General features: G+C 73.2%; 16 protein-coding genes. 6 read left to right on the forward strand and 10 right to left on the reverse strand.

The annotated features are described in order from the left end of the window. Positions 1-31: 31 nt before the first annotated feature. Positions 32-3,520, forward strand: coding sequence for a proline dehydrogenase family protein (locus tag ACO0E0_RS06305; RefSeq protein ID WP_422870554.1), 3,489 nt, complete (start codon positions 32-34; stop codon positions 3,518-3,520). 68 nt (positions 3,521-3,588) lie between these two features. Here the strand turns inward: ACO0E0_RS06305 and ACO0E0_RS06310 are convergent, their stop codons facing one another. Genes ACO0E0_RS06310 through ACO0E0_RS06320 form a run of 3 tightly spaced genes read right to left on the reverse strand, consistent with a single transcriptional unit; the run spans position 3,589 to position 6,479 of the window. Further along, positions 3,589-5,229, reverse strand: a complete 1,641-nt coding sequence (locus ACO0E0_RS06310) for a long-chain-fatty-acid--CoA ligase (RefSeq protein ID WP_422870555.1) — start codon at positions 5,227-5,229, stop codon at positions 3,589-3,591. A gap of 58 nt (positions 5,230-5,287) precedes the next feature. Then, the gene (locus ACO0E0_RS06315) at positions 5,288-5,791 is read right to left on the reverse strand and encodes an acyl-CoA thioesterase (RefSeq protein WP_422870556.1); all 504 of its coding nucleotides are present in this window, start codon (positions 5,789-5,791) and stop codon (positions 5,288-5,290) included. Between the two features lie 13 nt (positions 5,792-5,804). Further along, positions 5,805-6,479 (reverse strand): QsdR family transcriptional regulator, encoded by a 675-nt coding sequence (locus ACO0E0_RS06320; protein WP_422870557.1) that lies wholly within the window; start codon positions 6,477-6,479, stop codon positions 5,805-5,807. Between the two features lie 148 nt (positions 6,480-6,627). On the opposite strand from ACO0E0_RS06320, the gene ACO0E0_RS06325 reads away from it, so the two are divergent. Beyond that, a complete protein-coding gene (locus tag ACO0E0_RS06325; RefSeq protein ID WP_422870887.1) occupies positions 6,628-7,767 on the forward strand; it encodes an acyl-CoA dehydrogenase family protein in 1,140 nt (379 codons plus the stop codon). Then, positions 7,767-9,011: an acetyl-CoA C-acetyltransferase gene (locus tag ACO0E0_RS06330; RefSeq protein WP_422870558.1), complete on the forward strand. Its 1,245-nt coding sequence runs from the start codon at positions 7,767-7,769 to the stop codon at positions 9,009-9,011. Before ACO0E0_RS06325 ends, ACO0E0_RS06330 begins: the two co-directional genes overlap by 1 nt. 116 nt (positions 9,012-9,127) lie before the next feature. Here ACO0E0_RS06330 and ACO0E0_RS06335 read toward each other — a convergent pair whose 3' ends face one another. The 4 genes from ACO0E0_RS06335 to ACO0E0_RS06350 all read right to left on the reverse strand — a co-directional run bounded on the left by ACO0E0_RS06335 (position 9,128) and on the right by ACO0E0_RS06350 (position 13,613). Further along, positions 9,128-9,583, reverse strand: a complete 456-nt coding sequence (locus ACO0E0_RS06335; protein ID WP_422870559.1) for a MaoC family dehydratase — start codon at positions 9,581-9,583, stop codon at positions 9,128-9,130. 2 nt (positions 9,584-9,585) lie between these two features. Continuing rightward, positions 9,586-10,374, reverse strand: a complete 789-nt coding sequence (locus ACO0E0_RS06340) for an SDR family oxidoreductase (protein WP_422870560.1) — start codon at positions 10,372-10,374, stop codon at positions 9,586-9,588. A 185-nt stretch (positions 10,375-10,559) separates the two neighbouring features. Continuing rightward, positions 10,560-12,719 carry a S9 family peptidase gene (locus ACO0E0_RS06345; protein ID WP_422870561.1) on the reverse strand — a complete coding sequence of 720 codons (2,160 nt, stop codon included), beginning with the start codon at positions 12,717-12,719 and terminating at the stop codon, positions 10,560-10,562. Positions 12,720-12,728: 9 nt separating this feature from the next. Beyond that, a complete protein-coding gene (locus ACO0E0_RS06350) occupies positions 12,729-13,613 on the reverse strand; it encodes a patatin-like phospholipase family protein (RefSeq protein WP_422870562.1) in 885 nt (294 codons plus the stop codon). Between the two features lie 5 nt (positions 13,614-13,618). Between ACO0E0_RS06350 and ACO0E0_RS06355 the strand changes: the two genes are divergently transcribed. Beyond that, on the forward strand, positions 13,619-14,491 hold the full coding sequence (locus ACO0E0_RS06355) for an HAD family hydrolase (RefSeq protein WP_422870563.1): 873 nt from the start codon (positions 13,619-13,621) through the stop codon (positions 14,489-14,491). A 10-nt stretch (positions 14,492-14,501) separates the two neighbouring features. Beyond that, positions 14,502-15,047 (forward strand): DoxX family protein, encoded by a 546-nt coding sequence (locus tag ACO0E0_RS06360; RefSeq protein ID WP_422870564.1) that lies wholly within the window; start codon positions 14,502-14,504, stop codon positions 15,045-15,047. 167 nt (positions 15,048-15,214) lie between these two features. Here ACO0E0_RS06360 and ACO0E0_RS06365 read toward each other — a convergent pair whose 3' ends face one another. Next, positions 15,215-16,243 (reverse strand): NADPH:quinone reductase, encoded by a 1,029-nt coding sequence (locus tag ACO0E0_RS06365; protein WP_422870565.1) that lies wholly within the window; start codon positions 16,241-16,243, stop codon positions 15,215-15,217. Between the two features lie 307 nt (positions 16,244-16,550). After that, positions 16,551-17,888 (reverse strand): MFS transporter, encoded by a 1,338-nt coding sequence (locus ACO0E0_RS06370; protein ID WP_422870566.1) that lies wholly within the window; start codon positions 17,886-17,888, stop codon positions 16,551-16,553. A 160-nt stretch (positions 17,889-18,048) separates the two neighbouring features. On the opposite strand from ACO0E0_RS06370, the gene ACO0E0_RS06375 reads away from it, so the two are divergent. After that, on the forward strand, positions 18,049-18,906 hold the full coding sequence (locus ACO0E0_RS06375) for a LysR substrate-binding domain-containing protein (RefSeq protein ID WP_422870567.1): 858 nt from the start codon (positions 18,049-18,051) through the stop codon (positions 18,904-18,906). A gap of 26 nt (positions 18,907-18,932) precedes the next feature. Here the strand turns inward: ACO0E0_RS06375 and ACO0E0_RS06380 are convergent, their stop codons facing one another. Then, positions 18,933-21,146 (reverse strand): hypothetical protein, encoded by a 2,214-nt coding sequence (locus tag ACO0E0_RS06380; RefSeq protein WP_422870568.1) that lies wholly within the window; start codon positions 21,144-21,146, stop codon positions 18,933-18,935. Positions 21,147-21,222 lie beyond the last annotated feature (76 nt).

The following is a 21,222-nucleotide window of genomic DNA, read 5'->3' on the forward strand; positions in this document are numbered from 1 at the left end:
CTAACTGGTTCGGAGGATCGAGACTGGACGCATGACCGACACCGTCGCCGCATCGTCCGCTTCCGCCGCACCCGGGGAGGACGCCCTCGCCGCCGAGACCGTCGCCCTCGTCCGCCGCTGGCTCGACGAAGCATCGGGGTACCCGGTCGACGGGTCCGCCGCGCAGCTCGCCGGCGTCCTCAAGGACCCGAAGGGCCTGGCGTTCACGGTCGGCTTCGTGGACGGCGTCGTCCGGCCGGAGGACCTGTCGGTCGCGGGGCGCACCCTCCGGACCATCGCGCCGGACGTCCCCACGTTCCTCCCGGCCGCCATGCGTGGTCTCGTGCGCCTCGGCGGCGGACTCGCCCCGGTCCTCCCGGGTGTCGTCGTCCCGCTCGCGCGCCGCGTGCTGCGCGAGATGGTGGGCCACCTCATCATCGACGCGACCGACGCGAAGCTCGGACCGGCGATCCAGAAGATCAGGAAGCCGGGGATCCGGCTCAACATGAACCTGCTCGGCGAGGCCGTGCTCGGCGAGCAGGAGGCGGCACGCCGGCTCGCGGGGACGATGGCGCTCCTCGAGCGGGACGACGTCGACTACGTGTCGATCAAGGTCTCCTCGACGGTGCACCCGCACTCGCCGTGGGCCTTCGACGAGGCGGTGCTCGACATCGTCCGGCAGCTCCGACCGCTGTTCGAGCGTGCTGCGGCCGCGTCCCCGCGCAAGTTCATCAACCTCGACATGGAGGAGTACAAGGACCTCGACCTGACGATCGCCGTCTTCACGGCGCTCCTCGACGAGCCGGCGTTCCTCGAGCTCGAAGCCGGGATCGTCCTGCAGGCGTACCTGCCCGACGCGCTCGGCGCGATGCAGCACCTGCAGGAGTGGTCCGCCGCCCGTCGTGCCCGCGGGGGCGCCGACATCAAGGTGCGGCTCGTCAAGGGCGCGAACCTGCCGATGGAGCAGGTCGAGGCATCGGTGCACGGCTGGCCGCTCGCCACCTGGCACACCAAGCAGGACTCCGACACGAACTACAAGCGGGTGCTCGACTGGGCACTCACGCCCGATCGTGTCGCGAACGTGCGGGTCGGGGTCGCCGGCCACAACCTGTTCGACGTCGCACACGCCTGGCTCCTCGCCGGAGCGCGGGGGGTCCGGGACGGCATCGAGTTCGAGATGCTCCTCGGCATGGCGCAGGGGCAGGCCGCCGCCGTCCAGAACACCGTCGGTTCACTCCTCCTCTACACGCCGGTCGTGCACCCGAGGGAGTTCGACGTCGCGATCGCGTACCTCATCCGCCGATTGGAGGAAGGCGCCTCGCAGGACAACTTCATGTCGGCGGTGTTCGAGCTGTCGTCGTCGCCGACCCTGTTCGACCGCGAGGAGTCGCGGTTCCGCGCGTCGCTCGCCGCGCTCGCCGAGCCGGGCGCGCTCGACGCCCCCGCACCGCACCGGACCGCGGACCGGTTCGCGGCCGTGCCGCGCCCTGTCGTGGGCGCGTTCCGGAACACGCCCGACACCGACCCGTCGATCGCCGCCAACCGCGCATGGGCGCGCGGCATCACCGAGCGGGTCGCGTCGTCGACGCTCGGCAGCGACGACATCCGGGAGGCACGGCGCACGTCCGCCCCGGACCTCGCGTCGACGCTCGAGCGCGTCCGTGCGGCGGGCGCGGAGTGGGGCGGGTGGAGCGGCGCGCGGCGCGGTGCGGTGCTGCACGCGCTCGGCGACGCCCTCGAGGCGCACCGCACCGACCTCGTCGAGGTGATGGGCGCCGAGGCCGGCAAGACCATCGACCAGGCCGACGTCGAGGTGTCCGAGGCGGTCGACTTCGCGCACTTCTACGGTGAGCTCGCCGCGGCGCTCGAGGAGGTCGACGGTGCGACCTTCGTGCCGGCCGCCCTGACGCTCGTCACGCCGCCGTGGAACTTCCCCGTCGCGATCCCGGCCGGGTCGACCCTCGCCGCGCTCGCCGCCGGGTCGGGTGTCGTGCTGAAGCCCGCCGGGCCCGCGGAGCGCTGCGGGGCCGTGCTCGCCTCGGTGCTGCGGGCGGCCCTCGCGGATGCTGGCGCGCCGGCCGACGTGCTGACGCTCGTGCAGGTGTCCGAGGAGGACCTGGGTCAGGACCTCGTGGCGTCGCCGCTCGTCGACCGGGTGATCCTCACCGGGGCGTACGAGACCGCGGAGCTGTTCCGGTCGTTCCGGGCCGACCTGCCGCTCCTCGCGGAGACGTCCGGCAAGAACGCGATCATCGTCACGCCGTCGGCCGACCTCGACCTCGCCGTCAAGGACGTCGTCGCGTCGGCGTTCGGCCACGCGGGACAGAAGTGCTCGGCGGCGTCGCTCGTGGTGCTCGTCGGGTCCGTGGCCCGCTCGAAGCGGTTCAAGAACCAGCTGCTCGACGCGGTGTCGTCGCTCACCGTCGGACTGCCCTCCGACCCGACGACGCAGATGGGGCCGGTCATCGAGCCAGCTGCGGGCAAGCTCCTGACCGGGCTCACGACGCTCGGGCCGGGGGAGTCGTGGATGATCAAGCCACGCCAGCTCGACGACGACGGGACGCTGTGGACGCCCGGAGTCCGCGGCGGGGTCCGACGCGGCTCCGACTACCACCTGACCGAGTACTTCGGCCCGATCCTCGGGGTGATGACCGCGTCGACGCTCGACGAGGCGATCGACATCGTCAACGAGGTCGACTACGGGCTCACTTCGGGGCTGCACTCGCTCGACCCCGCGGAGCTCCGGACGTGGCTCGAGCGCATCCAGGCGGGCAACCTGTACGTCAACCGCGGCATCACCGGGGCGATCGTCCGACGCCAGCCGTTCGGCGGGTGGAAGAAGTCGGCGGTCGGACCGGGCACGAAGGCCGGGGGGATGTCGTACCTGATGGGCCTCGGCTCGTGGGTGCCGTCCCGCGCATCGGCGGGCGGGACCGTGACGGACCAGGCCGTGACGCGCCTCCAGGCCGCCGTGACCACGTCGTTGACGGAGGCCGAGCGCTCGTCACTCGACCGTGCCGTGGCGTCCGACGCGCTCGCGTGGTCGACGCTGTTCGGGACCGCGGACGACGTCTCCGGGATCGCGGCCGAGCGGAACGTCGCCCGGTACCTGCCGTGGCCGGCGCCCGTGCTCGTGCGGCTGTCCGCGGACGAGTCCGTCGCCGACCTGGTGCGCGTCGTCGCAGCCGCCTCGGTGGCCGGTGCGTCCGTCGCGCTGTCGGTCGACCCGTCGGTGTCGTTGCCCGCCGTCGTGTCGACCGCGCTGCGGAACGTGCCTGCGGTCGTGTCGCTGTCCGTCGCGACGACGGCGCAGTTCGAGGCGGCGGCTGCCCGGATGGACGGCGGGCGGGTGCGGCTCATCGGCGGGTCGTTCGCGGCGCTGGCCGTTGCGACGGACGGGCGTCCGGACCTCGCGGTGTACGACGGCCCCGTGACGGAGTCCGGGCGCGTCGAGATGCTGCCCTTCCTCCGCGAGCAGGCGGTGTCGATCACGGCGCACCGGTTCGGGACGCCGAACGCGCTGTCCGCGGGGCTGCTCTAGGGCACGGCGGCGGCGGCGGCGCGGCGGCGAACGCGCTGTCCGCGAGGCCGCTGCAGTGCACCCCCGCCCTACGCGCCCACCACCCCGATGCTGCTCGTCGCCGGCGCCACCGCCGCCGGCGCAGCGTCCGCGAACTCCGCCACGAGCTGCCGCTTCAGCACCTTGCCACTCGGCCCGAGCGGCAGGGCATCGACTACGTGGATCACCCGCGGGAACTTGTACGCCGCCATGTGCTCCTTCGCGTACGCGATGAGCTCGTCGGCGTCGAGCGAGACCCCGGGTGCCGCGACCACCGCCGCCTGCACCTCCTGCCCGTGCGTGTCGTGCGGGACCCCGAACACGGCGATGTTCCCGACGGCAGGGTGGTGGTGCATGATCGCCTCGACCTCGGACGGGTACACGTTGTAGCCGTTCCGGACGATCATGTCCTTCTTCCGGTCGACGATCGTGATGTGGTCGTCCTCGCTCATCGTCCCGAGGTCGCCGGTGCGGAAGAAGCCGTCGACGACCGCTTCGGACGTCGCGGCGTCACGACCCAGGTACCCCTTGAACAGCAGGTGGCCGCGGACGACGATCTCGCCGAGCTCCCCGAGCGGCATCGGCACGATCCGGTCGTCGACGTCGGCGTCGGCGATGACGACGTCGACGCCCCACAGCGGGACGCCGACCGTCCCGGGCTGCGTCGGCATGCCCCGCGGGTTCACCGACACGATGGGCGAGGTCTCGGTCAGCCCGTAGCCCTCGTGCACGGGTGCGCCGAACGTCTCCTCGAACTGCTCGAGCACCGCGACCGGCAGGGACGCCCCACCGGACACGCAGAAGCGGAGCGGCGGCCGTGCGTCGGTCGACCCCGCGGCCTGCAGCAGCGCGATGAACATGGTCGGGACGCCGTCGAACGCGGTCACCCCGTACTCCACGCACGCTTCGAGCGCCTGCACGGCGTCGAACTTGGGGAGCATGACGATGGTGCACCCGCGACGGAACGCGGTGTTCAGCACGGCCGTCTGTCCGAAGGTGTGGAACAGCGGCAGCCCGCCGAAGACGACGTCGTCGTGGGTCAGGTCGAACACGTCGATCAGCGACACGTGCACCTGCTCGACCAGTGCGACGTGCGAGCCGACCGCGCCCTTCGGCGTGCCGGTCGTGCCGGAGGTGTACAGCAGGGTCGCCGCGTCGCACGGGTTCGTCGAGACGTACCGCTCGATCGGCGTCGTCGCCCGAGCGAGTTCCTCGAGCCGCGGAACGGGGACCTGGTCGCGCATCGCGTCGGGCACCATGACGGACAGCACCGGGATGCCGACCGCCGCCGCCGCGGGGAGGGCCTCCTGCAGCGAGGTCGCGGCCACCACGGCCAGCTTCGCCCCGCTGTCGCGCAGCACGTGCTCGATCTCGTCGTGCTTGAACAGGAGGTGCACGGGCACCGCGACGGCGCCGAGCGCCAGGATCGCGTAGTAGACCCGCGGGAACGCCGGCACGTTCGGGATGAGCATCGCGACGCGGTCGCCCTTCCCGACGCCCTGTTCCCGCAGCACGGCGGCGGTCGCACGCGCCTGGTCCCAGAGGTCGCCGTAGCTGACCTCGTGGTCGGGACCGTCGTTGCCGGCCCAGATGACGGCCGCCTTGTCGGGGTGGCGGTGGGCGGATTCGGCGAGGATGGCCGCGACGCTGAGCGTCGCGAGCCCTGGTCCGGTCAGGACGTCGTCGTTCATGCCGGTTCCTTTCGGTTGCGTGGTCGGGTCGGTCGGGATTCGGACTGGAGGCTCGGAGTCAGCTGACACCGTTGGGCGCCGGACGGAGCATGGTGCGTTCGACGAGCGTCCGGAGGTCGTCCGGGACGGGCCTCGGGCGACGCGCACCCTCGCGCGCGACGACGACGTGCACGAACTCACCGGTCGCCAGGAGGGCGCCGTCCGAGCGTCGGAAGAGCCCGAACCGCCAGACGATGCTCGAGCGGCCGATCCGTTCCGCACGGACCCCGACCTCGATGACGTCCGGGAACACCGCGGACTCGACGAACCGACACGACGACGCCACGATCACCGCGATCCACTCGCTGCCGGTCGGGTCGAGGTGGTACTCGGCCACGAACCAGCTCGTGATGGCGGTGTCCATCGCGGCGTAGTAGATCGTGTTGTTGAGGTGGCCGAAGACGTCGTTGTCGTTCCAGCGCGTGTCGAACGACCGGCGGTACGGGAACGCGTCGACGCTCCCGAACGGGTCGGGTGCGGTGTCGTCGGTGCGGTCGGCGGTGGCGAGGTCGGTGTCGGGCATCGGGGCTTCCTGGTCAGTCGGTCGGGTGGGTGGCGGGTCGGAGGATGTACTCGAAGGCCGCGCGCGCACGGTCGGCACTCGGTGGCTCGCCGCTGATGAGGTCCGCGTAGGTGAACGACTCCGAGATGCGGACGAGGAGCGACGCGAGTTCGCGGGCGGACAACGGCGCCGGGTCGAGTCGTCCGGCGGCCTGCTCCTCGTCCACGAGACTCGTCACCACGGCGATGAACCGTCGCTGGACGTCGCTGTCGGTCGTGGTGAGCAGCCGGAGTGCCCGGGACGGTTCCCGCGTGAGGAACACCCGGAAGTACGACGCCTCGATGAGGTCGACGACGAAGTGCGACAACACCCCGACGATCCGGGCCGGGCCGGTCGCGGTGACGGCACGGTCGGCGGCGTCGAGCGTCGGCACGGCGAGGGACCACAGCACCTCGGACAACAGCTGGTCCCGGTTCCCGACCCAGCGGAACAGGCTCGTGCGGTCCACGCCGAGCTCGGCGGCGAGCCGGCCCATGTCGATGCGGTCCCCGTCGATGAACCGGTGGCGCGCGGAACGGAACGCGCGCAGGGCGTCCGGATGGGCCTCCAGGCGGTTCGAGAGCGCGCTCGGAACGAGCGCCGTGCCGCGGTCCCCGACCACGTCGGGAACTGCGATGGGTGTCGTCGCCGACGTCGATGTCGTGACCATGCCGAGCATCCTAGCCCCGGTGTTGCAACATTCTCCAGAACGATGCACAGTGGTGTGCATGTCAACGACGACCGCTGCTCCGGCGGCACAGACCACGCCCGCCCGAGGCGCCGACTCGGACTACCTCGAGGCCGACTTCTACCGGTACATGGACCGGCTCACCGACGACGAGCGCGCACACGTCCTGCGGCTCCGGGCGTTCCTCGAGGCCGAGGTCGCCCCGATCGCGAACGAGTACTGGGCCAGGGCCGAGTTCCCGATGCAGCTCGTCCGACCGCTCGCCGCGACCGGGTCCTTCGGGTCCGCGATCCCGGCCGTCCGCCAGTTCGAGAACTCCGCGGTGTTCCGTGGCTGGGCGGCACTCGAGACGGGCCGGGTCGACGCGAGCGTCGCGACGTTCGTCGGGGTGCAGTCCGGGCTCGCGATGAACTCGATCGCGGTCGGCGGTTCCGAGGAGCAGCAGCAGGAGTGGCTGCCGCGCATGGCCACCGGGGAGGTGCTCGGTTCGTTCGGGCTGACCGAGCCCCTCTCCGGTTCGGACTCCGCTCGCGGGCTCCGCACCACCGCACGGCGGGACGGCGACGACTGGGTCCTCGACGGCGAGAAGCGCTGGATCGGGAACGCGACCTTCGCCGACATCGTGATCGTCTGGGCCAAGGACGTCGCGGACGGTCAGGTCAAGGGGTTCATCGTCACGACCGACACCCCCGGGTTCACCGCGACGAAGATCGAGGACAAGATCTCGCTCCGGATGGTGCAGAACGCCGACATCGTGATGCAGGGCGTCCGCGTGCCCGAGTCGCGCCGCCTGCAGCACGCGAACTCGTTCCGCGACACGGCGACCGTGCTGCGCCTGACCCGGTGCGAGGTCGCGTGGCAGGCCGTCGGGATCGCCGTCGGGGCGTACGAGGCCGCGCTCCGGTACACCCGGGAGCGTGAGCAGTTCGGCAAGCCGATCGCCTCCCACCAGCTCGTCCAGGACCTGCTCGTCAAGTCGTTGTCGAACATCACGGCGTCGATCGGCGTGTGCATGCGCGCGTCCGAGATGCAGGACGCCGGGGTGCAGCGGGACGAGCACTCGGCGCTGGCGAAGGCGTTCGCGACGGCGCGGATGCGGGAGAGCGTCGGCTGGTGCCGCGAGGTGCTCGGTGGCAACGGGATCGTCCTCGACAAGGGCGTCGCACGGTTCTTCGCCGACGCCGAGGCGATCTACTCCTACGAGGGCACCCGGGAGATGAACACGCTCATCGTGGGCCGGTCCGTGACCGGGATGGCGGCGTTCGTCTGATGGTCGCGCTGCTCGAGAACACACCGCAGGCGGTCATCGTCTCGATCGCGCGCTCGCCGATCGGCCGGGCCTTCAAGGGGTCCCTGACCGGGCTCCGCGCCGACGACATGACGGCACAGATGGTGCGGGCCGCCCTCGACGCCGTTCCGTCGCTCGATCCCGCGCGCATCGACGACCTCATGCTCGGCTGCGGGATGCCCGGGGGCGAGCAGGGGTTCAACATGGCCCGCATCGTCGCCGTGCTGCTCGGGTACGACCACCTCCCCGGGACCACCGTCACCCGCTACTGCTCGTCGTCGGTGCAGACCACGCGCATGGCGATGCACGCGATCCGCGCCGGCGAGGGGGACGTCTTCGTGTCCGCGGGGGTGGAGAGCGTCTCCCGGACCGCTGCCGGGTCGTCCGACTCCATCCCCGGCGCGACCCTGACGAACCCGGTGTTCGCGGAGGCCGAGCAGCGGACGGACGCGCGCTCGGCTGCCGGTACCGCGCCGTGGACCGACCCCCGGTCGTCCGGCGAGATGCCCGACGCGTACATCGCGATGGGCCAGACCGCGGAGAACGTCGCGTCGCTGCACGGGATCACCCGGGAGGAGCAGGACGAGTACGCCGCCCGGTCCCAGCAGCGCGCCGTCGCCGCGCGCGACGCCGGGTTCTTCGACGACGAGATCACGCCGCTGACGCTGGCCTCCGGCGACGTCGTGTCGACCGACGACGGACCCCGACCGGGCACCACCGTTGCTCGTCTGTCCGAGTTGCAGCCCGTGTTCCGCCCGGACGGCACCGTGACCGCCGGGAACGCCTGCCCGCTCAACGACGGTGCGGCGGCGATGGTGATCATGAGCGAGACGATGGCATCCTCGCTCGGCGTCACACCCTTGGCACGGATCGTGTCGACGGGCGTCACGGGGCTGTCGCCGGAGATCATGGGGCTCGGTCCGGTCGAGGCATCGCGGCAGGCACTGTCACGGACCGGGCTCACGATCGGCGACATGGACCTCGTCGAGGTCAACGAGGCGTTCGCCGCCCAGGTGATCCCGTCGGCACGGGAGCTCGACATCGACCCGGACAGGCTCAACGTGCACGGCGGGGCGATCGCGCTCGGGCACCCGTTCGGCATGACCGGGGCCAGGATCACGGCGACCCTGCTGAACGGCCTCCGCGCGACCGGTGGCAGGTACGGGCTCGAGACGATGTGCGTCGGTGGGGGCCAGGGCATGGCGATGGTCGTGGAGCGGTTGTAGGCCGGTCCCGCCCCCCTTCCTTCCGCTTCCCTCCGCGGAACACCAGGTTGGCGGCGTCGCGCAGAGGTACAGCTCTGCGCGATGTGGCCAACCTGGTGTCTTGCGGGGGCCCCGCGCTACGCCTCGGACACGTAGATCGTCAGCGTGTCGGCGACGAGGGCCGGACGCTCCTCTCCCTCGATCTCCACCGTCACGCGCACCGACGCCCGGATGCCCGGACCCGAGGGCTCCGCGGACACGAGCTGCACCCCGGCCCTGACCCGGGAGCCGACGGGCACCGGCTGCACGAAGCGCACGCGGTCCGACCCGGCGTTGATCGCGAGCGCGAGGTTCCCGACCTCGAGGACTTCGCCCACGAACCGCGGGACGAGTGCCAGCGTCAGGTACCCGTGCGCGATCGTGCCGCCGAAGGGTCCGTCGGCCGCACGCGCCGGGTCGACGTGGATCCACTGGTGGTCGCCCGTGGCGTCGGCGAACCCGTCGACCATGTCCTGGGTGACCTCGAGCCACGACGACTCGCCGAGGTCGAGACTGCCGGCGTCGACGAGCGCCGTCGGGGAGGCGAACCGCATCGTCACGCCTTCGGCCCACCGGCGACGTACAACACCTGTCCGGAGACGTACGACGACGCCTCGGACACGAAGAACGACACCGCGTTGGCGATGTCCGACGGTTCGCCGACCCGACCCACGGGGATCTCCTTCGCAGCGGCGTCGAGGAAGTCCTCGAACGACACGTGCATCCGCTCGGCGGTGGCCCGCGTCATGTCGGTCGCGATGAACCCCGGCGCGATCGCGTTCGCCGTCACCCCGTACCGGCCGAGCTCGATCGCGAGCGTCTTCGTGAGCCCCTGCAGCCCGGCCTTGACGGCGGAGTAGTTGGCCTGGCCGCGGTTGCCGAGCGCCGACGTGGACGACATCGACACGATCCGCCCCCACCCGGCCGCGACCTGGTGCTGCTGGACCTCGCGCGCCATCAGGAAGGACCCGCGGAGGTGCACGTTCACGACCGTGTCCCAGTCGTCGTCGCTCATCTTGAACACGAGGTTGTCGCGGAGCACCCCGGCGTTGTTGACGAGCACGGTGGGGGCCCCGAGCTCGTCGGCGACCCGTGCGACGGCGGCCTGGACGTCAGCGGTCACGGACACGTCGGCGCCCACGCCGATCGCACGCCCACCGGCGGCGGTGATCGTGTCCACGGTGTCCCTGGTCGTGTCCTCGACGAGGTCGACCACCGCGACGGCCAGGCCGTCCGCCGCGAGCCGGATCGCCGTCGCGGCGCCGATGCCGCGCGCGCCGCCGGTGACGATGGCGACGCGCTGCGGGGGCGTCGTCGGGGCTGGGTTCGGGGTTGCTGCGCTCATCCGGTCCTCCTGGTCGTCGTCGTCGACCCGACCGACACTACGCCGCGTCTGGCGCATGTTGCCGGGTGCAACACGCTGAACCCGGCCGGCCCGTCCGATGGCCGGCCGGCCGGTCCGATGGCCGGCTGGTCGGTCCCACGGGGGACGAGCTCCCGTGGCGAGCAGGCGAGCGGGCCGGCAGCCGATCAGCCGAGCAGCTCCGGCCGCCGCCACTCCTCGCCGCGGACGTGCTCGTCGAGGAACGCGAACACCGTCTGGTACCAGACCTTCGAGTGCTGCGGCCCCAGGACCCAGTGGTTCTCGTCCGGGAAGTACAGGAACCGGTGCGGCATCCGACCGTCCGGGTCGGCGTGGTGTTCGGCGAGCTCGGACCAGAGGCGGAGGCCCTCGCCGATCGGGACGCGGTAGTCGTGGTCGCCGTGGATGACGAGCATCGGCGTCACGATGTCGGCGACCGCGGCGTGCGGGTCGTTCGCAGCCATCCCCTCCGGTGTGAAGATCTGCTGCCAGTAGTCGGAGTTGTCGGTCGTGCCGTTGAACTGGTCGAGTGCCCAGAGCGACGCGTGCGTGACGATCGCCCGGAACCGGTCGGTGTGTCCGGCGATCCAGTTCGCCATGTACCCGCCGAAGGACCCGCCCATCGCGGCGGTCCGGGTCTCGTCGATGTCGGGTCGCGCGACCACGGCGTCGGTGAGGCTCATCAGGTCGGTGAAGGGTGCCTGACCCCAGGCGTCCCAGCCGCGGGCGATGAAGTCGAGGCCGTAGCCCGTCGAGAGTGCCGGGTCCGGCAGGAGGACGGCGTAGCCCCGCGCCACGGCGAGTGCCGGCGTCCACCGCCAGCTCCACTGGTTCCACGAGCCGAGCGGGCCACCGTGGACCCAGAGCAGGAGGGGAGCGGGCGCGGCTGTGCCGGCACCGGCCCCGGAGTCTGTGCCGGCCCCGGCGTCTGCGTCGTCCTCGGCGGTCGGCCGGAGCAGCCATCCGCGGACCCGGCTGCCGTCGGCAGCGGTCGTCTCGACGTCCTCGATGGTCGCACGCACCTCGGGCAGCGGCGCCGGGGTCGGCAGCGCGGTGACGGTGCCGTCCGGGTCGATCCGGACCGGGTGCAGCGGTGCGGTCCATGAGGCCCGGAGCGCCACGATGGTTCCCGTCGCCCGGTCGACCGCGACGCCGGAGTACGCGAAGTCGTCCGTCGTGACCTGTTCGGCGGGACCGCCGTCGAGTGGGAGCCGGAACACCGGACCGCGGCCCTCCTGGTCGGCGGTCGCGACGAGGGCGGCGTCGTCGGCGTCGAACACGAACTCGTTCGCCCAGCGGTCCCAGTCCCGGACGATCCGTCGCGCGTTCCCGCCGTCGACGTCCGCGACCCAGACCTCCTGGTCGTTCGGACCGGCCGGCGTGTCACGCGCCGCCCGGAGGTAGGCGATCGACCGGCCGTCGTGGCTGACGGTCGGCATCTCGACGTGGACGTCCGGTTCGTCGACGAGGACGGTGTGCGTGCCGGTGGCGACGTCGATCGCGACGAGACGGGTCCGGCCGTCCCGTCGTTCCTGCACCTTGAGCGCGGCGATGAGCGTCCGGCCGTCGGGGGTCAGCGCCTGTCCGGCGGTGTCCGCGCTCCGGCCGGGGCTCGGGGTGAGCGTCCGGGGTCGTGGGAGCCCGGTCGGGTACGGCTTCGTCGTCCCGCGTGCGGCGGTCTCGGCCGCGGTGGCGGTGGGGTCGTCCGGCCCGGCCGGTACCGTCGCGGTCTCCACCAGTCCGGCGAGGTCGAGCGCGAGCAGGTGCGGCTCGTCCGGCCCGAGGTCGTGGTCCCAGTACCGCACCGGGTAGGTCTCGTGGAGGATCGCCGTCACCGTCGACTCCGCGCGCGCGGCCCGGACGGCGGCGTCGCGCTCGAGCAGGTGCTCCGGGTCCGACGCGGCCGCGGGGAGCAGGTCCGCCCCGACCACGATCACGTCGGACTCGGCCGCCGTCGCGAGGACCCCGCCGGCACCGCCCGCGAACGCCGTCAGTGCCCGGGCCTCGCCGCCGGCGGCAGGGAGCATCCACACCTGGGACTCCTCGGTGTCGGCCGCGGCGTCGGTGTCGGTCCGTGCCGAGGTGAACAGCACGTCACCGTGCCGGGAGAACGCGACCCCGCTCTCGCCCTTCGCGGACCTGGTCAGCCGGACCGGGGCGCCGTCGCCGGCGGTCGGCACCGACCAGATGGAACGCCGGTACCCGGTGCGGTCGTGGTCGAGGGTGCTGACCGTCAGGACGACCCGGGTGCCGTCGGGCGCGAGGGCGATGCCGTCGACGCGGGGCAGGGCGATGAACGATTCGAGGTCGGAGAACGGGGTTGCCATGCCGTCACGCTACCGAGCGGCGCTCCAGAACGCCCCGACCTCGGCTGCGACGGCTGCGGCCTGTGCCCGACCGGCCGTCGCTGCTGGTCCTCGCGTCGAGACCGCGAGGACGTCCGTGCCGTACGCGGCCTGCGACGCATCGTCGGCGACGACCACGAGGACCTCCGACCCCGACGACCGGAGGGACTGCACCGCCACGTCGAGCCACGGTCCGGTCGGTGACGGCTGCTCCGGCCGACACGCCACCACGAGGACCCGGTCGTACCCGCTGGCGGCGTCCGCGTTGGTCGCCGACCGGGCACCCCCGTCGATGTGGCTCCGGCCCCCGATGTCGACCGGGGACCAGACGAGCGGCACCGAACAGCTCGCGGCGACGGCACGGGTGAGCGGGACGCCGTCCGCGGCCGTGAACACCCGGAAGGCACCGTCGACCGCGTCGACCGCGCACACGGCGAGCGCACCCGACGGCCAGGTCCCGCTCGGCAACGTCTCGGCGAACGTCGCCTCGCGCTCCCCGGGGGTCTGGCCGGCGGTCACCTCGAGCGCCAGCGCGCCGACCCGTGCCCGGGCCTCCTGGCCGCCGTCGTCCGTCCGGACGCCGCGGAGCCGCTCGGCGAGCAGCTCGCCGATGGCGTCCCAGTCCGGCCGCACGGGTTCCCGGTAGGACGACGGCATCGGAGCGAGCTGCTGCCGGTACGTCTCCTCGACCGCCCCGGAACGGAGCAGTGCGCCGACGACGCTCCCGGCACTCGTCCCGACGACCAGGTCGGCGTCGGCCAGGGGCACTCCGGCGTCGAGCAGACCGCTCGTCAGACCGAGCTCCCAGGCGATCCCGGCGACACCGCCGCCGCCGAAGACGATCGCGGTCCGCTGCTGTCCGATGGAGTACGTCATGCAGCATGCCTACCCGTCGTGTCTGGCAGGGTGGGCGTGTGCCGACGCTCTACGTGACCGACCTCGACGGGACCCTCCTCGCACCGACCGGCCGGGTCAGCACGTTCACCGCCGCCGCCGTGCGCGGACTGCAGGACGACGGCGTGCTCCTCACCTGCGCCACGGCCCGCTCCTGGTTGTCGACCTCGCGCGTCCTCGGCGACCTCCGCTTCGGCCTGCCGATGGTCCTCTACAACGGGATCCTCACCTACGACGCCGTCACCGGTTCGACGCTCGACCGACACGCGCTGCCCGACGACGTCGTCCGGCGGGCCGTCGACGTCTGCCGCGCGCACGGCTGCCCGCCGCTCGTGTTCCGCATCGACGAGACCGGTCAGGAGCGCGTGTCGTGGGTGCGCGCCGTGGCGAACCGGGGTGTCGCGAGCTTCTGGGACGACCGGCCGGCGGACCCGCGCAACGACCCGCTCGCGACGTGGGACGACCTGCCGACGTCCGGGGTGTTCATCGTGCAGGTGATCGGCGGCGAGGTCGAGATGCAGGCGCTCGCGGCGTCGATCCGCGCGGCCGTCGGCGACCGCGCCGTGGTCAACGCGCACCCCGACACCTACCATCCGGAGGAGGTCTGGCTCGAGGTCGCACCGGCCGGGACCTCGAAGGCGGTCGCCGTCGGGATGCTCGCCACCCGGCTCGGTGCGGACCGGGTCGTCGTGTTCGGCGACAACCTCAACGACCTGCCGATGTTCGCGGCCGCCGACGAGGCGTACGCCGTGCAGAACGCCGTCGCGGAGGTCCGCCGTGCCGCGACGGCGGTCATCGGGGGCAACGCCGACGACGGTGTCGCCCGGTGGCTGCTGTCGAACGCCCGTCAGCCGGCGTAGCGTTCTGCGCATGAGCGCTCAGCCCGCGGCCGCCGTCGCCGCCACGACCATCCTCCGCATCGGCCTCGGGACGGTCCTCGTCGCGCATGGCTCCCAGAAGCTGTTCGGCCTCTTCGGCGGGGGCGGGATCGAGGGCACCGCACAGGCGATGCACGGCATGGGGTTCCGCCCCGGCCGTCGGAACGCCGTGCTCGCGGGCATCGGCGAGGCCGGGTCGGGCGCCGCGCTCGTGCTCGGCGTCGGTACCCCGCTCGCCGGCGCCGGAGCGGCGACGACGATGGGCGTCGCGTCGAGCAGCCACGTGCCGAACGGGTTCTTCAACGCCGGGGGAGGCCTGGAGTTCCCGGCGTTCCTGGGGCTCGCGGCGGCGACGTTCGCGCTCGGGGGTCCCGGCCCGGTGTCGCTCGACCACGCGTCCGGCCACGTGCTCGACCGACCGTGGATGCGAGGACTGGCACTCGTGGCGATCCCGGTGGCGATCGGCGTGCAGGTCTACCGGCGGCGCCAGGTCCTGGCTGCGGAGCGGTCCGAGTCCGCCGAGACGTCCGGTTCCTGACCCGCCCCGGTCGCTGTTCGACCGACGAGGATGCGCGGAACCGGGGTCCGGGCCGTCCGACACCCCGGATCTCCGCATCCTCGCCATCGTTCGGCCAGGAGCCGCCAGCCAGCCGCAGCCCCAGGAGCCGCCAGCCGCCGGCCGGCCTGAGCCCCCGGCCCGGCCAGCTACTCCGGCGCCACCTCGACGAGGACCTTGCCGACCGTGTCCGCCTCCACCGCGGCGTGCGCGTCCGCGGTCCGCTCCAGCGGGAACCGGGTGATGGGCAGCCCGTGCTCCTCCCCGACCGGCAGGGCGCCGTCCCGCAGTGCCGCAGTGACGTCCTCGGCGGCGGCCGCCAGGGCGTCGTCCCCGATCGTGTAGAGCAGCAGGAACTGGTACCGGGCGTTGATGCCCATGTTCGGCCGCACCGGCAGCGTCGCCTCGTCGCCGCCGTTGTTCGCGTAGATCGACACGACGCCGTGGTTCGCGAGGACCTTCGACACGAGTTCGGCGTTCTGCGGGATCGAGACCTCGACCACGATGTCGACACCGTCCGGCGCGAACTCCCGGATCTGCGCGGCGGCGTCGTCTGACCGGTAGTTCACCGTGTGGTGCGCACCCGCAGCCGTCGCGAGGGCCGCCTTGGCATCGCCGCTGACCGTCGAGACCACCGTCGCACCGGACCACCGCGCGAGCTGGATCGCGGCATGGCCGACGGCACCGGCACCACCTGCGACGAGCACCGTCCGGCCGGTCAGTGCCCCGGGCGAGAGCCGCGTGGGACCCTGCTCGTGCGTGGTGAGGGCGCGGTGCGCGGTCATCGCCGGGACCCCGAGGGACGCGCCGACGTCGAACGAGACCCCGTCCGGGAGCGCGACGACCCGGGACGCCGGGACCACGGTGAACTCCTGCGCAGTCCCGGTCGGCCGCGAAGCGGCGGCCATGTACAGCCAGACGCGGTCCCCGACGGCGAGCCCGTCGACGCCGGACCCGACCGCATCGACCACGCCCGCGCCGTCCTGGTTCGGTGTGATCTCGGGGAACGGCAGGGAGTCGCCGTACGTCCCGCCCGCACGGGCCTTCCAGTCGGTGGGGTTCACCCCGGAGGTGACGACGCGCACGCGCACCTCGCCGGCCCCGGGATCCACCACGGGGCGGTCCGCGAGCTCGAGGACGGACGGGTCACCGGTGTGCGTGTAGATGATGGATTGCATGCTCCTACCCAACACCGGCCCGCCGTGCGGGATTCCGGGCGGACCGGACGGGAGGCACGGCAGACCCCGGAACGCGGCCGCCGTCGCGGGGTCTGCCGCGCCTCCCGGCCGCCGTCGCGGGGTCTGCCGCGCCTCCCGGACGCTGCGCGCCACCTCCCGCCCGAGACCGCGGGGACACGCCGGCGCTCGCTCCGCGAGATCGCAGGACGCGCCGTCTGGCGCGCACGCCACGCGGCGTGTTCTGCGACCTCGAGTCGGCGAGACGGGCGCGGCGGGGCGCGGCGCGCCGCGCCGCGGCGCGCCCCGCTCAGCGGTGGCCGACGATGGCCGGCAGCGGGAGGTGGTGGCGCAGGTGCACCTCGACGTGGAGGCCGCCGCGCCGGGCGAGCACCACGCCGATGACGGCCGCTGCGAGCGCCGGGACGCCGCCGGCGACGACCATCCCGACGTGCGCACCGAAGTGGTCGACGATCTGCCCCATGAGCGGGCCGCCGATCGCCTGCCCGCCGAGCAGCACGAGCACGTACAGCGACATCACGCGACCGCGGATGGCGATGTTCGAGGACATCTGCACGAGCGAGTTCGACGCCGTCTGGAACAGCAGCTGCGCCATCCCGACCGCGACGAGCATCACGGTGAAGGGCGCGATGGACGGGATCGCCCCCGTCACCACGAGCAGCACGCCGGTGGTGAACACGCCCGTGACGATGGTCCGCAGCCGTACCACCGCCCGCCGGGTGGAGAGGAGTGCACCGGTCAACGCGCCGATCGCGACCATCGAGTTGAAGAGCCCGTAGCCACCGGCGCCGACGTGGTAGACGTCCGACGCGAACGCCGAGAGCATCACGGGCATCGTGAGCGCGAACACCGAGAAGAAGGCCACCAGGATCACCGGCACGATGATCGTCGGCTTGCCGACCGCGTACCGGAGGCCCTCGGCGAGCTGGCCCTTCCGGCGCGGCATGGGCGGGGTGCGGTGCAGCTGCGCCACGTTGAGGAACGAGAGCGTCACGACCACCGCGGCGCACGCGATCGCGTTGATCCCGAACGACCAGCCGGCCCCGACCGACACCAGGAGGACGCCGGCCACCGCGGGTCCGATCATCCCGCCGAGCTGGAACACCGAGGAGTTCAGGCTGATCGCGTTCCGGAGGTGCTTCGGGCCGACGATCTCGGTGACGAACACCTGTCGGGCGGGGTTGTCGATGACGGTGACGAGCCCGACGACGAACGCGATCGCCCAGATGTGCCACGCCTCGACGACGCCGCTCAGCGTCAGGACGGCGAGCAGGGCGCTGAGGACCGCGAACGACCCCTGGGTGATCATCATGAGCACCCGCTTGGAGTAGCGGTCGACGAGCACGCCGCCGAGGAGCCCGAAGAGCAGCATCGGGGCGAACTGCATCGCCACGGTGATGCCGACGTCCGCGACGGACCCGGTGAGCTGCAGCACGAGCCAGTCCTGGGCGACGCGCTGCATCCAGCCCGCGGTCATCGCGACGAGGTTCGTGGCGGTGAACAGCCGGAAGTTCGGCACCGACAGGGCGATGAGCGTGTGTCGCCACGGGGGTCGGTCGGCCTGGATCGGCAGGGGCTCGGTGGGCGGGAAGGCGGTCGGCGGACGGGTGGACGTGGGCGCGCTCACGGTGGGTGCTCCGATGTCGATGACGGGAGGTGGTTCGAGGTCCGGGAGCCCGTGGCCGCCGCGGAACCGGTACCCTCTCGAAACTAGTTGCCCGGTGGCCATTCGATCCCCGTATGGTTGCTATCACTCCATTCGACTTCGCAATGACAGGGGTGCACCGGTGCTCGATCCCGTGCTGCTGCAGACGTTCCTCGCCGTCGCCGAGACGTCGAGCTTCACCCAGGCCGCGTCCCGCCTCGGCATCAGCCAGCCGACCGTGTCGCAGCACGTGCGCCGGCTCGAGGTGGCCGCCGGACGCACCCTCGTCGCACGGGACACCCGCGGGGTCGCGCTCACCGACAACGGCGACGCGATGGCCGGGTTCGCGCGGACGATCCTCGCCGCACACGCCCAGGCCGACTCGTACTTCTCCGGGTCGGCGACGCGAGGCCGACTGCGGTTCGGGGCGGCCGACGACCTGGCGATCACGCAGCTGCCCCGGATCCTCCGCGACTTCCGTCGCCTGCACCCGCAGATCAACCTCGAGCTGACGGTGACCCAGTCCACCCCGTTGCTCCGACGGCTCCGGGCGGGGCAGCTCGACCTCGTGTTCATCAAGCAGACCGCGGGGGAGTCCGCCGACGGCACGCGGGTCGCGACGGACCAGATGGTGTGGATGGCGCAGGACGGCATCGCGGTCGAGCAGCACGAGCCGGTGCCGCTCATCGCGTACCAGGCGCCGAGCATCAGTCGGCAGATGGCGATCGACGCACTCGAGGCGGCGGGCCGCACCTGGCGGATCACCTGCAACACGCGTGACGTGAACGGGGTGCTGGCGGCGGTCCGGGCCGGGATCGGGGTCGCGGTGTTCCCGCACTCGCTCATCCCCGCGGACCTCGTCAAGGTGTCGCAGCGGCTCGGGCTCCCGGACCTGCCTGCGGTCGACTACGTGCTCATGGCGAACCCGACGGTCGCACCGGAGCCGGTGGACGCGCTGACGAACGCGATCCTGTCCCGCGGAGTGATCCGCGCGGTCTGAGCCCGCACCCGGGCGCGGTGGCGGCGCTACGCGGTCAGCCGGGTCGGTCCGGTCCCGGACAGGGGCGGGAGCGTCACGCCGGCGAGCGGCCCCAGCACGACGGCGACCTGGTAGAGCGTCAGGGCGATCCCGACGACGCCGAGCACCACCCCGAGGAGCGCGAGCATCCGCTGCCACGACACGGTCGCCCGACCGCGGAGGACCGCGACCGCGAGCGCGACGGCGACCAGGCCGACGACGATGCCCACCAGGTGCACCTGCCCGCCGTGCAGCACGCTCCAGGCAGCGATCGCGAGCGCGCCGAGGCCGAGCACTGCGCCGAGGGCGGCTCCGGCTCCCGGGGGGACGGCGGGACGCGAGGGGGCGGCGGGACTCGCGGGGGCCGCGGGACTTGCGGGGGCGGCGTCCACGGGGGCGTCGTGCGGTGCCGGGGTCAGGACCGACGTCGGTGCGGGCGTCGGTGCGGGTGTTGGTGCGGTTGTCGATGCGGCGGTCGTCCCGCGTCGCGGTGCCCTCGGCGGGCGGTCGGTGGTGCGCTGCCGTGCGGCCGCGCGGGCGGCGGCACGGGTGGCGGCTGCCCGGCGGCGGGTCTCGGCCTTCGACACGGGGACCGGTCCGGCCGGGAGGCCCGCATCACCGCCTGCGGACGCTCCAGCCTCCGCAGGGTGGTCGGTCGCGGTCGCCCCGGGGACGACGAGTCCGGCGGTGGCGTCTGCGGCGAGGTCCGGAGCGGGGGTGGTCGGCGCCGACTGCGACGTCGGTCGGACGACGGGCTGCCCGGCGACGATGGGCTGGCCGGGGACGACGGGCTGGCCGGCGAGGGCGGCCCTGCCGGGGACGACGGGCTGGCCGGCGAGGGCGGCCCTGCCGGGGACAGGGGTCTGCGGCACGGACGAGGGTGCGGCACCGAACCGCGTGGCCGCGTCCGGTGCAGCGGCGTCCGGCGACGCGGGTGCGCCCCACCGCGGCGCGGACTGCGGCACCGTCGCGGATCGGCCTGCCGTCGGGGGCTGCTGCGGCGCACCGTACTGCGGTCCGCCGGTCGAGCGCTGCGGCGTCGGAGCGGGCGCGTCGCTCCCCGGGACGATGACGTGTTCCAGGCCGGGGACCGAGAACCGGGGCCGTCCGACGGTCGGTTCCGCGAACGCCTGCTGCTCCCCGTCGAGCTGCCCGGCTCCCGGCGGGGTCGGGGACGGCGCGGTCTGCGCGGTCTGCCCGGGCCGGAGCTGCGCGGGCGGCTTCGGCGACGGCCCGGCCTGCGCCGGAACCGGCTGTCCGGCGGACCGGGGCGGGACGGGCCGAGCGCCGGACTGCGCCACCCGAGCCTGGTGCGACGCGGCCTGCTGGAGCGCGATCTGCTGGGCCGCGGCCTCCTGGGGTGTCGACGGCGGCACCTGGCCCGGCCGTGGCACCGTGCCCTGCCGAGGCGCGGACTGCGGCGCGGCGGGCTGTCCGGGGGTCGTCTGGCCGGGCGTCGACGCGTCGGCGGCGAGCGGCCGGTGCGCGCGCTGCCCCGGCATCGACGGCAGCGGCGTGCCGGCCGGTTGCGCCACCACCGGCGTCGGGACGACGGGTGCGCCGTCGCCGCCGACCGCCGGCGACGGTGGGACCTGCTGCTGCATCGGTCGGGTCTCGATCCGCGGCGACGTGGGCGCCGGTCCGAGCGTCCCCTCGACCGGTGGGAAGTCCGGCACGACGGCGTCGGGGTCGAGGGCCGGGACGCCGGGGCGGGTGTCGGTCGGGACGGTCCGCGCGAGCGGTGCGGACGTGGCGGGGGCGGGTCGCGCCTCCGATCCGATCGGTGACGTCGGCTGCGCCGGCGGCGCGGTGGGAGCGGCCACGGGGGAGTTCGGGGCGGGCGGCAGGCCGGGGGTCGCAGCGTCGGACGCGAGGGGGATCGGCGGCGCGGTCACCCACGCCGGCAGCGGTTTCCTCGGTCTCGGACCGACCGACTGCGGGTCGGGCTCAGTGGCGGTGGCCGGACGGGCGGCGGTGGCGGCGGGCGCGGTCGGACGTCCGACGTCCCCGGGTGCGGGAGCGGCGGTGAGTGCGGCGAGCTCGACGGGGATCGCCGTGACGGTGTCGAAGGCGGTCTCGAGGCGACGACGGGCTGGTGCGTCGGGGACGAGCGGACCGGACGTGGTGGGGACGACGGCGGAGGCGTGCGGGGCGGCGGCCGGCGTGGCGGCCGGGGACGGTGCGGGTCGGTCGGGCGGGCCCGGCAGACGATGTGACCCCACGATGAACTCCTCGATCCTGCAGACGCGTTCCTCCATTTGTAGCGAGCATCGGTCGACTCCGGACTCCCCAGTCCGG

The sequence above is a fragment of the Curtobacterium phyllosphaerae genome (genome assembly GCF_049341865.1).
GTDB classification, from domain to species: Bacteria; Actinomycetota; Actinomycetes; order Actinomycetales; family Microbacteriaceae; genus Curtobacterium; species Curtobacterium phyllosphaerae.